The organism is Flavobacterium sp. KACC 22758, assembly GCF_028736135.1.
In the GTDB taxonomy this organism is placed as follows: Bacteria; Bacteroidota; Bacteroidia; order Flavobacteriales; family Flavobacteriaceae; genus Flavobacterium; species Flavobacterium johnsoniae.
Genome location: NZ_CP117878.1, coordinates 3,029,601 through 3,042,315, shown reverse-complemented (window position 1 = coordinate 3,042,315; position 12,715 = coordinate 3,029,601). Strand labels below are relative to the sequence as shown.

Genomic DNA, 12,715 nt, shown 5'->3' with positions numbered 1-12,715 from the left:
ATAAATTTTAGCTTTACGTAAGTTTCTTGATTTTGCAAGATAAAGATTACCCCCAAAGACAAATTTTGAGCCATGAGAATAATTTTAGCCGAAGATAATGATATCCTGCGCAAATCATTATCCTTTTTCTTAGAGTCTAAAGGATTTACAGTTGACCAGTTTTCTGATGGTAAAGACGCACTGGAAGCTATTAAAAATAATGGCTGCGATTTAATCCTTACAGACATAAATATGCCGGGCATAAGCGGAATGGAAATTACGCAGTATGTTAGGCAGACCCTAAATTCAGATATTCCTGTAATTATACTTACTTCTTCGGGCGTTGAACAGACAGAGCTTGATTCTTTTGACATAGGTGCAAATGAATTTATAGCAAAACCTATAAGTCCGGCCGTACTTTTGGTGAGAATTAATAAATTACTAAAAACACGTGTTTAATGAGATTTATATACTATTCAATTATCCTGTTGTTTATTTCTATTACTGCGGCAGGACAGGAAATTAATATTGATGAAACTCTGGCAAATGCAAGAAGTCAAGCAGAGAAAGGCAGTTATGATAAAGCATTATCATTAATTGATCCTTTACTTAAAAAATATCCTGAAAATGAAGATATAAAAACTTTTGCAGGACGTGTATACAGCTGGAAAAAAGAATATAAAACAGCAATACAAACCTTATCTCCAATGACAGACAGTATTAATCCTAATCCTGATGCTTTGCTGGCGATTATAAATGTGTATTATTGGACAGAAGATTTTGAAAAATGTATTTCGTACTGCGATCGATATCTGGTAACAGATCCTGATAATATTGATGTTTTAAAAATAAAAGTGACCTGCCTAGAAAAAATCGGAAGAGACAAAGAGGCACTGGAAATTATAGAAAAAGCATCGGTAAACGAAAACAGCACTCAGGCTTTTAAAGGAATCCGAACGCTTATTGGCCGTAAGACAAAAAATGCAGTTTCGGCTTCTTATTTAAATATTTCTACATCAAATCCTGGACAGGCGCCAATGCATTACGGTTACGTCGAATATGCACATAAATTTAGCAAATCAGCTCTTGTGGGGCGTGCTAATATCGGGCATATAGAAAATGATACTCAGGCATTGTTTGAAGCAGATTATTATCAGACTTTTTCAAAAAAAGATTATTTGTATGTGAATGCAGGTGTTTCAACTGGCGAAACGATATTTCCTGTGGCAAAAGTAGGTGCCGAATATTATTTTAGACCTCAAAAAAGATTTGATTATGCTTTAGGGGCCAGATTTATGCATTTTGAAACTGATGATGTAACATTGCTGACCGGACAGATTTCGTATAAAATGGGCACTAATACAATTGCGTACAGACCGTATTATGATACCCGAAACGAGTTATTCTCTCATGTTTTAAGTTTTCAGCATACTAACGAAGAAAAAGAGCGTGTAGTGAGATTTGAACTTCAATATGGAAACGTACCTTATTTATACTTGTACAGCAATTTTACGCAGCCGCTAAAGGCCTATAGAGCAGGGGTGCAGTATCAGCATCGTTTTGGTGATTCATTTTTTGTACGTCCAATTTTTCTGTATGAATACGAAGAATATCTGCCGGGTGAATACAGAAACAGGTTTAATGCTCAGATAATTATCACGAAACGATTTTAAGATGACTGATTTATGGGAATTTTATAAGAGAGGAACATGGGTAGAACCTTTTTTAACTTTGTCAATCTGCTTGTTTGTATTGACATCGTTATTCCTGTACCTTTTAATTATTAAAAGCCGAAATAAAAATATAATAAAAGCAAGACGTAAAATTGAATATGATGCATTTATAGATAAACTGCTTTTTTCTGTAGTTTTTGAAGATATTTCATTCTCAGATATTTTAAAGAATAATGAGTATGCGTTAATGTCTCAAAAAAAGTTTTTTAGAGAAGTTATTACAGAATCGGTTATAAATCTTCATAAAAATTATGATGGTATTTATGCAAAAAAATTAGAACAGTTTTACAAAGATTCTGAGCTTAAAAACGACTCATTTAAAAAACTGAAAAGTTTAAAATGGGATGTAAAGTGCAAGGGAATTACTGAACTTGCAGAAATGAATGTTTACCATGCTTTTGATCTTATCATAACCTTTTCCCGTGCGCGAAATAAAATTTTACAAATTACGGCAATAAATGCCTGTATTAAACTGGCAGGAACAAAAGGAATTGTTCACCTTTCTGAACATACAAATCCTATTGACGACTGGACTCAGGTTAATATTATTCATGCCTTTAAAAAACATGATATAGGCGATACAAAAGGTATTGAACTTTTACTGGAATCACAAAATACTACAGTTGTTACACTTGGTTTAAAGCTTATAAAAGAGCTTAAATTGACTCAAAAACTTTCTTATGTTGAGCAATTAACAGAAAGGACTTCAAATACATTAATAAAGTATGAAGCTCAAAATGTTCTGCATACACTAACAGTTTAACAAGCATTGCTGATGACTTTTTTTAATCACGAAATAACAATCTTTCCCCACATATATTTAGTTCTAATATTGGCTTATGCGATATTGATTATGTCGTCTTATCTCATATTGGCTTATCTTTCCGGGAAGGAATTAAGAGGCTATCTAAAAAAGAATAGTTTTATAGATTATGATGTACTTCTAACAAGTGAATTTGCTCCTAAACTTTCCTTAATTGCACCTGCTTATAACGAAGGTTTTACTATTGAAGAAAATGTAAAATCGCTGCTTTCACTAAACTATAACCAATATGAAGTAATTGTTGTTAACGATGGAAGCAAGGACAATTCTATGGAGGTTTTAATTAATACCTATGATCTTGTCCTTACAGAACTTGCTTTTCATCAGCAGATTGAAACAAAAAAAATCAGAGGACTTTATGTTTCCAGAAATGCTGCTTTTAAAAAATTAATTGTAGTTGATAAAGAAAATGGAGGTAAAGCCGATGCTTTAAATGCCGGACTTAATATTGCACAAAATCCGTATGTTGTTTGTATTGATGTTGATTGTATTCTTGATAAAGATTCGCTTCTAAAACTTGCAAAACCATTTCTGGAATCCAGCGGACAGCGTATTATTGCAACCGGCGGTGTGGTGAGAATTGCAAACCAGTGTATTATTAAAAACGGACGTTTGATAGAAGTAAATGTGCCGGATCTTTTACTGCCAAGAATTCAGGTTTTAGAATATCTAAGAGCTTTTCTTTTGGGAAGAATGGCGTGGGGCAGACTCGATGGATTATTACTAATAAGCGGTGCGTTTGGTGCATTTGATAAAGAAATAGCATTGCTTGCAGGCGGTTACAGCACCAAAACAGTAGGCGAGGATATGGAACTTGTGGTAAGAATGCGCCGCTATATGCTCGAAAATAATTTGCCTTATTCTGTACGATACATTCCGGATCCGCTTTGCTGGACCGAAGCACCTGAAGATTTTAAAATATTTAAAAAACAGCGCAGCCGATGGATGAGAGGAACAATTGAAACATTAGATTTTCATAAAAAAATGTTCCTGAATCCAAAGTATAAATTGTTGGGAATGCTGAGTATTCCGTATTGGACTTTATTTGAATTTCTGGCTCCCGGTATTGAGTTTATCGGACTTGTAATTACTATTGTATTTTTTATATTTGGACTGCTCAATTGGCATTTTTTCCTTCTGTTATTATTGTTTGTATATACTTTTGCTGTTTTCTTTTCGGTTATTGCTTTGTACAGCGAAGAACAAACGTATCATAAATACCCAAAACAAAGAGATTTTTTCAAGCTTTTACTGGCCGCTTTTATCGAGCCTTTTTATTTTCATCCTTTAACGGTTTATGCCGCTTTAATTGGTTATAAAGAAAAAGTAATGGGAACCAAAGGCTGGGGCGAAATGACTAGAAAAGGTTTTACAAAAAAAGAATAAATTTTTACGGTTTTAAATTTTCCTTTAAATAAAAATCCCCTAGTTTCCAGGCATAGAAACCAGGGGAAATTAAAAAAAATAAAACACAATCTTTAGAACGAGTATCTCACACCAAGCTGTCCTTGGAATCGTGAAGCTAATTGATCTATAGTATAAGGTGCAGATGTAGGTTTTTGGAAAGTATAAGTAGGATCACCGGTAGCAAGACCTCCTAAGTTTCCAGATTTTGTTAACCCAATACTGGCTGTTGAATTGTATGTATTTGGAACAAAATAACTTCTTCCCCAATCTTTATTAATCAGGTTTCCAATATTTGCCACGCTGAATGAAATTTGGAATGAACCTACTTTGTCAACTTTTATTTCGTCCATTAATTTCAAATCAGCCTGAATGTTCCAAGGCGTTGTATCACCATTTCTTTGAGTAAATGTTCCTCTTCGGCTTTTTAAGTAATCATTTCCATTAATAAAAGCTTCGTAATCTGCTACTTGCTGTGCAGCTGTTGCAGATGGAACTCCTGCATTATTTACCCCAATATATTTAGCTGCTTCTGCTGCATCTTTAAAGATATAAGCCAATCCTGCTGCTTGTCCTGTTCCTGCAATTGTTGAGTTTACAAATCCCCATGAAAACGGATTTCCTGATTGTGCATTAAAATACACATTGGCAGAGAATGTATTGTTATCAGCTAATTTAACAGCATATCCTACATTAGAAAAAATTCTGTGTTTGATGTTAAAATTAGAAGTTGCCAATTGAGGATCATTAGGAGTTAAAGACTGATTCATCTGGAAGTTACTTTCCATCGAATTACGAATTCCGTTTGTTACGTCTTTTGAATCTCCGTAAGTATAAGCCACCATAAAATTAACTCCAAAATCGTATGTTTTTGAGATCATCTCAGTAATGCTGTATCTATATCCTTTATTTGTATTTGAAAGTAAGTAAGCATTTGAAAATGCAGCATTAATATTAGCCGCATAAATTGGCATTTCGTGTTTTGTATCGTAAGAGAAATAAGTTGGATTATCTGTTTTATTTACCTGTTGGAATTCAAGATCACGAATTACTTTTGTATAAATAGCTTCCGTTGTAAACTTATATCCTGCAATAATTTTATCTATAGCAAGCGAGTTTCTTAATACAGCCGGCATTTTAAATTTATTGTCAATTAAGTCAGCTTGAACTTTTGGTGTTGCATCATGATATCCGTTTAATCCATTTGTCGCTAAAGGATCACCAGCCGCTGCAACCTGTGCAGCAGTTAGGTTGTTTTTGTCGTAACTTCCGTAACCTACACCATCATTATAATAAGCATATCCTAACCATGCAAACGGAACTCGGCCTGTAAACACTCCAGATCCACCTCTTAAAACAAGCGTTTTGTCTTCGTCTACATTATAAGTAAATCCAATTCTTGGAGAAACTAAAGCAGTGCTGAAAAAGTTGTTTTTTATCTGGCTTAATGGCGTATAGCTGTAAGTTGTGCCATAGTTTGGATCAGCAGGAGAGTTTTGAACCTGTGTGCTTAATTTTGGTTTATTAGGCAGATCAGTATAATCAATTCTAACACCCGGAGTAACTTTTAATTTGTTTCCAATTCTAATTTCATCCTGAATATAAACGCTGTAAAGATTTACTTTGAATTTTGCATAAGGATTATTAAAAATTTCATCTCTTGTAGAACCATCAAAAGGATAAGTACCACGAACACGAGAAGGCAGTTTATTGTAAAAATCAGCTAATGATTTATAAGAAACCCTTCCGTTTAAAGCATTTACAAATCCGTAATTAATATCGTAGAATTCGTTGTGCGTACCAAACAATAAAGTATGATTTCCTGTTTTATAAGTAAGGTTGTCTGTAATCTCGGCAGTATTTTGTTTCATGTTGAAAACAGTAGCTTCACGATCGTTTCCTAAAAAGATAGTACCGCCGTTGTAACCAATTTCTACCTGAGGAAACATTACATTATTTGATTTTGGATCACGGTAATCTTTAATAGCTGAATAGCTTGCTATAAAAGAGTTTGACCATTGGCTGTTAAAGTGGCTCTTTAATTCTAAAACCGTACTGATAGATTGGTTTTTCTGTGTAAAATCCATGTTTGAGAATCGGAAGTTTGCCGCATCGCGCTCTAAGTTTGTAGCCTGAGAAACTACCGTATTGTTTCGTAATGAGATGGAGTGTTTTTCGTTAATTTTCCAGTCTAATTTATTGAAAAATTTACGGCTCATTGCAAAATTGTTGTATGAATTGTAAGTTCCCGGATCAAAACCATAATTTGTTTTAACAAAGTTCGAAATCTGATCAGCAGTAGCATTATCAACCAATGAAGTTAATTTTCCGTTTGCATCAGTTTGTCCGGCATTGTAGAAAATTGGATCTGTTCTTTCAGCATATTCCATATTTGTAAAGAAAAACAATTTGTCTTTTACAATAGGAAGTCCCAATCTGAAACCAATTTGGTAATCACCAAAAGATTTTGGCATTTTAGAACCGTCTCCGGCATTGTTTGGACCTGTAATAGAAGCATTTCTTCCGTAGCTGTAAATAGATCCGCTTACAGTATTTGTTCCGCTTCGGGTAACAGCATTAACACTTCCGCCTAAAAAGTTTCCTAATTTAATATCATAAGGAGCAATGTAAACCTGAATATCCTGTATTGCATCTAAACTTATTGAGTTAGATCGTGTACTGCTTCCAGGCATTCCTGATGTTCCGGACTGCCCGCCTAATGATGGACTGAAACCAATAGCATCATTATTTATAGAACCGTCAATTGTAACGTTGTTGTATCTAAAATTGGTTCCGGCAAAAGAGTTATTAGAACTTTGAGGAACTAATTTCGTAACGTCCTGAATTCCTCTGTTTATTAACGGAAGACCATTTACCTGTTTTTCATTGATATTGGTTCCGTTATTTTTAGAAGAAGGTTTTGAACTTGTTATTACAACTTCTTCTAATATAGTATTATCAACTTTGCTTAGTACAATTGTTGGCAGATCATTGTCGCCAAGTGCTAAATGAATCTGAGAGTTAGTGTAATCTTTGGTGTCTTTACTTTTTATTTCTAATTCGTAAGGTCCGCCGGCATTTAAATTTTCAAAGCTGAATCTTCCTTGCTTATTCGTTACAGCTCTATAAACTGCGTTAGTAGGAATATGAGTCAAGGTTACTTCAGCATCTGCAAGAGGACTTGTACCATCATTAACTTTAGCAGATAAAGATGACGTGGTAATTTGAGCAAAAATGTTCCCGATGGTAAGGAGCATTAAAGCTGAAAAAAAGAGTTTTAGTTTTGTCATGTTTTTTTAGTTTTTATTTGACAAAGAAACTCAGTTTGTTTCGATCAGATTTAATGCTTTTGTTAACTTAAAATGATATAACTATTTATTGTTAACTTAAAATTATGAGCGTGTTATTATTATGAAATTATTTTATCGCTTTAAAATCAATGCTTTGTGTAAATGTTTAAAAATAAATAGATTAGACTTATATTTAAAGTAGATTAGAAAAAGATTAGAGTGTTAAGTGAATGTTACCGATGAGAAAAATCGAAATTCTAAAGTAATAATCTATTAAGAATTTTTCACACAGATTTAGGTGATATAGCTGATTTTTTTGTCTAATTAAATCTCCTAAATAGTGAGAATTAATTAAAATTCCGCAGGAATGATTTATATTGTAGCGACGGATTTTAATCCGTCGAAAATTGGGGCGTATTTTAGAGAGTTCCCATCGGACGATTCATATTGTTGATTATTTATTACAGCGAAACCGGATTAAAATTTAGCTTTATAAAAATGGGCCGAACCTACGGTTCTTTGATTCGTGATCTTCCTTGATTGACCGGATTGAAATCCGGCCCTACAATATGGATTGAGCCCATGGCTCTTTATGTTACTTTGTATGAATATCTAATAATTAATTCTTTCAAGGAAATAATAAAGAAAAAGTAGTGCCTTTTTCGAGTTCAGAATCGACTTTTATTTCAATATTATGAAGCTTTAGAATTTGCATCGTTATAAACAAACCTAAACCTTGTCCTTGAATATGACGCGTGCGATCGCTTCTAAAAAAGAGTTCAAAAATTGATTCCTGATCGGATTTTGAAATTCCCGGACCATGATCGGTTATTTTGAGTAAAAGTCGGCCTTGTTCAGAAATGGCGGTAACCATAACTTTTTCTGGAAATGAAAATTTAATCGCATTATCCAGAATATTGTAAAGCGCCGTAAAAAGCATATGTTTATTGGCATAAACAGAAAGCAGATTTTCCTGATGGGCAATAGCGTCGAGATTTACAGACACTTTTGATTCGGGATATTCAATTGCTTTTTTTTCTAATACATTCCATAAAATTTCGTCTATTCTCACCAATTCCATTTGTTCTGGTTCTGAAATCTGTAATCCGGATAAAATCAAAAGTCCGTCTAATATAGATTTAAGATGAAACGTATCTTTTCTAAGCGATTTTAAAACTTCTTCGTATTGTTCATTCGTTCTAGGCTGTTGGAGCGACACATCAATATCGCCAATAATAATAGTAAGCGGCGTTTTTAGTTCGTGTGATGCATTTTTAAGGAAGTTCTTTTGTATCGTAACACCGTTTTCAAGACGTTCTAATAAATAATTAAAAGTGGTTATAAGTTCTTTTATTTCATCTTTTCCGCTTACTGCGGGCATTTCGAGTCTCGAATGCAGGTTTTCTGTGGTAATGGTATTTACTTTTGCAATAACATCTTCAAAAGGCCTGAAAGTTTGTCTTGCCAAAAATCTGCCTAAAAGAAAATTCAACGGAATAGCCAGCAGATAAAACCCAATAAACATTAAACCCAATACATCAAATTGACGATCACCAACAGTATCAATTCCAGATACTACAATAATAAAATCGCCCTGGTTATCCTTATAATATAAACCTGTAAATTGTCTGTCTTCTTTTATAAAATGCAATATTCTGTTTTTAGAAATTGCTTTTAATTCTTTGTCAGTCAGTGTAATATCAATATCATCTTTTAAATACAACTCTTTGGTTTTTGCATTGTATATCCTGATCGTCTGATTGGTAATTTTTTTGTATTGAATTTCTATTCTTTGATAACGAGAACTGTCAACTTTTGTAATTTCATCTTTTTCAAAATAAAAAAAAGCAGTTATTAAGGCACTGTCTTCGAGTCTTTCAAAATAAAGATCCTGTCTGTGTTTTTTAAAAAGCAAAAAAGAACCAGCCAGAACGAGTCCAACAGTAAATGCAAATAACAGCGTAGAATTTACAGAAAGTTTATTTTTAAGATTCATGTGTTTTTTTCTTAAGCATATATCCGGTTCCTTTTACTGTATGGATCAAAGGTTCAGAAAAGTTTTTATCGACTTTGTTTCTTAAGTAATTTATATAAACATCAACCGTATTTGAGTTCATGTCAAGTTCAAGGTTCCATACAGCTTCTGCAATTGCAATTCTCGAAAGTGCTTTTTCGCGGTTTTTCATAAAGAAAATTAAAAGCTTAAGTTCTCTGGACGAAAGATTAAGTTCTTTTCCGTCTCTTGAAGCACTTTGTTCTTTCATATTGATTTCTATTCCCGCATAAGACTGAAAATCTAAAATTCCGGAGCTGAATTCGGCACGGCGAAGCTGTGCATTTATTCTCGCCAAAAGTTCTTCAAACAAAAAAGGTTTAGCTAAATAATCATCTGCGCCGGATTGTAAACCTTTTACCTTTTCGTGAGGTGTATCAAGCGCGCTTAAGATAAGAATGGGAACGATTATTTTTCTGTTTCTTAAAATCTCACAAACTTCAAAACCAGTAATATCTGGAAGCATAATATCGAGAATGATAATGTCAAAATCATTTTCCATGACTTCGTTTACAGCTTCATATCCTTTTGAAACGGTTTTTACCTGATATAGGTTTTCTTCAAGACCTCTTAAAATAAAAGATGCAACACGCGGATCATCTTCTACTAATAATACTTTGTTCATTGCAGATGAGAAATTAATGTGATAAAAGTAATTAAAAGATGTAGTATTCCCTGAAAAAAAACAGCAAAGAATAAGAGTTTTAATGAGTTGTTTTATTGTAAGTAAAATATTCTAAATAGTTTTCTATATTTGAAATGTTATTTCTGTAAAATTTATTTGAAGTCTCAATTTAATTCCAATCTGTTATATGAAGATATTCTTTTTAAAAACGACTTTGTTTTTAATGTTCTTAACTCTTTTTTCTTGTGAAACTAAAAAGCAAAAAGCCGAACCTAAGGCTTATAAAGCAGGTGTTATTTTGTCTTTTGATGATGCTTATGTTGATGAATGGGCTGAAGCCGATGCTGCTTTAAAAAAATACGGATGGAAAGCAACTTTTAATGTATGCCGAATAGATTCTATTGGAGCGCCCGAAATAAAAAAACTTCTTCAAATGCAGAAAGAAGGCCATGAAATTGCCGGACATGGTTATCACCATTATAATGCTTTGAAATTTGTAAAGCAAAACGGAATCGATGCTTATATGAAACAGGAAATAGATCCTATGATTGTTTCTATGAAAAAGAAATCGTTTAAAGTTACTTCGTTTGCTTATCCGTATGGCGAAAGATCGGATGAATTGGATAGAGCTTTGTCAAAGAAATTTAAAATTATAAGAGGAAGAGCCTTTGGAGGAGAAGCTCCGGAAAAGCAAGACAGTTATTTTAATAATTCAAAAATCGTATTTGCTTTTGATATCGATAACAGTCACATTCATTTTAGCATTCCGTATGTTTTAGAACTGCTGGATTATGCTAAAAAGAACAATAAAATACTGCTTTTATGCGGTCATAAACCTGTAAAAAATGTAACTGAAAATTATCAGACTAAGATTGAAACTTTAGAATTTATATGTAAATACATGAAAGAGAACAATCTTAAATTCTACACCTTATCAGATTTAGACAATCTGCTTCCTGAAAATTAGTTGAAAAAATAAGAGCCTTTAATTTATATCTCAAATTAAAGGCTCTTTTGAACACAATTTTTTTAACATTATAAGAATATCCTAAACCATAAAAACAGGTTATTTTTAATCTTAAAAAATAGAATAATTATGACTACAGCCGAATTTTTTACACGATTGGTAATTGCCTTATTTGCCGGATTAATTATAGGATTTGAAAGACAATGGCATCATAAAGAAACGGGTTTAAAAACTAATATGCTTGTAGCGACCGGAGCTGCTGCTTTTGTTTTATTGTCTATAAAAGTGGCTGCAAATGCCCCAAATATCGATGTTACCCGTATTACGGCTCAGGTTGTTATGGGAGTTGGTTTTTTGGGTGCCGGTGTTATTTTTAGGGAAGGTTCAAATGTACACGGATTAAATTCGGCAGCAACAATATGGTGCAGTGCGGCAATTGGCTGTATTTCTGCTTCTGGTTATTTTATTGAAGCTTTAATTTGTACATTTTTGGTAATTATTGTCAATACAGTCTTAGAACCTGTAGAAAGATGGATGAGAAATAGGAAGTAAATTGACAATTTTTAATTATTAATTTTTGTTTTCAGCCTTCTGTGTAGGGATCATTCCATAATAAATTTGGTTTTAAATAGACTTTATTCTCCTGAAAATCCAATATGGTATTGAATCTTTTTAGGACTTCGTTTCCTAAAATATGAGTTTTAAATTGTGCCGGATTACTTGTAGCAAGCAGCTGAACCGGTACATCATTCAAACATACATTTCCCAAAAACATTTTTTCATTCTTTACAGTCAAAACCGGAATTTCTTCACCTTGTCCGTTTTTTAGAATTGTTCTTTTTAAAACAGGCAGATTTTCTTTTGGATATTGCTGTTCCTTAATTAATTGCTGATCAAGCATCACAGTACGCTGATAACCATTATCAAAAAGAAAACGACCTTTATAAGCTTTATCTTTTATTTGCATAGAAGCCTGAATGCAAAATAAAGTATGCATAAACTCCATATCCAGTTTTGTATAACTTTTGTCTCGTTTAGGCAGTTTCGAATGTATTATAAAAAGCTTTTTATCATAATCAATTTCGACAATTTTGCCATCAAATAAATTCCATCCAAAGCGACCCGCAGTGCCTTGTCCTGATAATTCTACAGGGTAAATTTCCTGGTTTTCCCAAACTTGATTTCCAAGTTTAAAATGGTGTCCTTTTAAATTGTTTAATTTTAGTTGACCGAGTGTTTCATTGGTTAAAAGAAAATCAGTTGTTCCAGAATCGAATTTTAAATCAAGCGTTTCTTTATCATCTAATGTGACTTTAAAAATAATATTGTTATACTCCGAAAGCACAAAAGGAATCGTATCGTGTATTTCCGGTTTAAGTTTTGAGAAATCTTTCAAAGCCGGACATTCAATGCGCGTATAGCAACTGTCTTTTTCATTTAGCAGAACTACAAAATCAAAATGTTTTCCCGGTTTTACTTTTACGGTTAAGGAATCCTGATTGGTGTAAAAAGTAACAGTTTTTCCTTTCGGACTTTTGTTTGTTACATACAAATCAGGTTTTGTTTTGGGATCTAAGTTCCATTTTATTTTTTCTTCATTTCCTTCTTTTATATAACAGGTTTTAGATGAAGCTTTAATAGCAGGAATTTTTATTTGAGACTGACAAATCGTTACAAATCCCAGTATAAAAATAAGAGATATCTTCATAGTTTATAATTTCAAGCTTTAAAATCTATAGATGAAAATTAATCAATTTCAATTAAATAAATATACTTTCGGCGAATTTTATAAGATATTTCGTTTTGCGTAAAAACACTTATATGTATTTTATAATCAATTA

General features: G+C 32.9%; 10 protein-coding genes. 6 read left to right on the top strand and 4 right to left on the bottom strand.

All coding sequences use genetic code 11. The features are described from left to right. Positions 1–72 precede the first annotated feature (72 nt). Genes PQ462_RS13085 through PQ462_RS13070 form a run of 4 tightly spaced genes read left to right on the top strand, consistent with a single transcriptional unit; the run spans position 73 to position 3,921 of the window. Positions 73–438 (top strand): response regulator transcription factor, encoded by a 366-nt coding sequence (locus tag PQ462_RS13085; RefSeq protein ID WP_012025900.1) that lies wholly within the window; start codon positions 73–75, stop codon positions 436–438. Then, complete coding sequence (locus tag PQ462_RS13080; RefSeq protein WP_274250281.1) at positions 438–1,652, top strand: YaiO family outer membrane beta-barrel protein; 1,215 nt, start codon at positions 438–440, stop codon at positions 1,650–1,652. Before PQ462_RS13085 ends, PQ462_RS13080 begins: the two co-directional genes overlap by 1 nt. Before the next feature lies 1 nt (position 1,653). Beyond that, on the top strand, positions 1,654–2,475 hold the full coding sequence (locus tag PQ462_RS13075; RefSeq protein WP_274250280.1) for a hypothetical protein: 822 nt from the start codon (positions 1,654–1,656) through the stop codon (positions 2,473–2,475). Positions 2,476–2,487: 12 nt separating this feature from the next. Further along, positions 2,488–3,921 (top strand): glycosyltransferase family 2 protein, encoded by a 1,434-nt coding sequence (locus PQ462_RS13070; protein ID WP_274250279.1) that lies wholly within the window; start codon positions 2,488–2,490, stop codon positions 3,919–3,921. A gap of 92 nt (positions 3,922–4,013) precedes the next feature. Here PQ462_RS13070 and PQ462_RS13065 read toward each other — a convergent pair whose 3' ends face one another. From PQ462_RS13065 to PQ462_RS13055, 3 genes are all read right to left on the bottom strand, one after another. Continuing rightward, complete coding sequence (locus PQ462_RS13065; RefSeq protein WP_274250278.1) at positions 4,014–7,229, bottom strand: TonB-dependent receptor; 3,216 nt, start codon at positions 7,227–7,229, stop codon at positions 4,014–4,016. Positions 7,230–7,857: 628 nt separating this feature from the next. Continuing rightward, positions 7,858–9,225, bottom strand: coding sequence for a sensor histidine kinase (locus PQ462_RS13060; RefSeq protein ID WP_274250277.1), 1,368 nt, complete (start codon positions 9,223–9,225; stop codon positions 7,858–7,860). After that, entirely contained in the window at positions 9,215–9,907 is a 693-nt protein-coding gene (locus PQ462_RS13055; RefSeq protein ID WP_012025894.1) for a response regulator transcription factor, read from the bottom strand. The genes PQ462_RS13060 and PQ462_RS13055 overlap by 11 nt, the downstream gene beginning before the upstream one ends. 187 nt (positions 9,908–10,094) lie before the next feature. Here PQ462_RS13055 and PQ462_RS13050 point away from each other — a divergent pair, with 187 nt between their 5' ends. Beyond that, positions 10,095–10,874: a polysaccharide deacetylase family protein gene (locus PQ462_RS13050; protein ID WP_274250276.1), complete on the top strand. Its 780-nt coding sequence runs from the start codon at positions 10,095–10,097 to the stop codon at positions 10,872–10,874. A 129-nt stretch (positions 10,875–11,003) separates the two neighbouring features. Then, complete coding sequence (locus PQ462_RS13045) at positions 11,004–11,426, top strand: MgtC/SapB family protein (protein ID WP_274250275.1); 423 nt, start codon at positions 11,004–11,006, stop codon at positions 11,424–11,426. A gap of 31 nt (positions 11,427–11,457) precedes the next feature. Here PQ462_RS13045 and PQ462_RS13040 read toward each other — a convergent pair whose 3' ends face one another. Beyond that, positions 11,458–12,582, bottom strand: a complete 1,125-nt coding sequence (locus PQ462_RS13040; protein WP_274250274.1) for a hypothetical protein — start codon at positions 12,580–12,582, stop codon at positions 11,458–11,460. Between the last annotated feature and the right edge of the window lie 133 nt (positions 12,583–12,715).

What these genes read in the sequence shown, in the direction of transcription:
- PQ462_RS13060 (WP_274250277.1), bottom strand. Translation starts at nt 9,225, where the DNA reads ATGAATCTTAAAAATAAACTTTCTGTAAATTCTACGCTGTTATTTGCA.
- PQ462_RS13080 (WP_274250281.1), top strand. Translation starts at nt 438, where the DNA reads ATGAGATTTATATACTATTCAATTATCCTGTTGTTTATTTCTATTACT.
- PQ462_RS13065 (WP_274250278.1), bottom strand. Translation starts at nt 7,229, where the DNA reads ATGACAAAACTAAAACTCTTTTTTTCAGCTTTAATGCTCCTTACCATC.
- PQ462_RS13075 (WP_274250280.1), top strand. Translation starts at nt 1,654, where the DNA reads ATGACTGATTTATGGGAATTTTATAAGAGAGGAACATGGGTAGAACCT.
- PQ462_RS13055 (WP_012025894.1), bottom strand. Translation starts at nt 9,907, where the DNA reads ATGAACAAAGTATTATTAGTAGAAGATGATCCGCGTGTTGCATCTTTT.
- PQ462_RS13070 (WP_274250279.1), top strand. Translation starts at nt 2,488, where the DNA reads ATGACTTTTTTTAATCACGAAATAACAATCTTTCCCCACATATATTTA.
- PQ462_RS13045 (WP_274250275.1), top strand. Translation starts at nt 11,004, where the DNA reads ATGACTACAGCCGAATTTTTTACACGATTGGTAATTGCCTTATTTGCC.
- PQ462_RS13085 (WP_012025900.1), top strand. Translation starts at nt 73, where the DNA reads ATGAGAATAATTTTAGCCGAAGATAATGATATCCTGCGCAAATCATTA.
- PQ462_RS13040 (WP_274250274.1), bottom strand. Translation starts at nt 12,582, where the DNA reads ATGAAGATATCTCTTATTTTTATACTGGGATTTGTAACGATTTGTCAG.
- PQ462_RS13050 (WP_274250276.1), top strand. Translation starts at nt 10,095, where the DNA reads ATGAAGATATTCTTTTTAAAAACGACTTTGTTTTTAATGTTCTTAACT.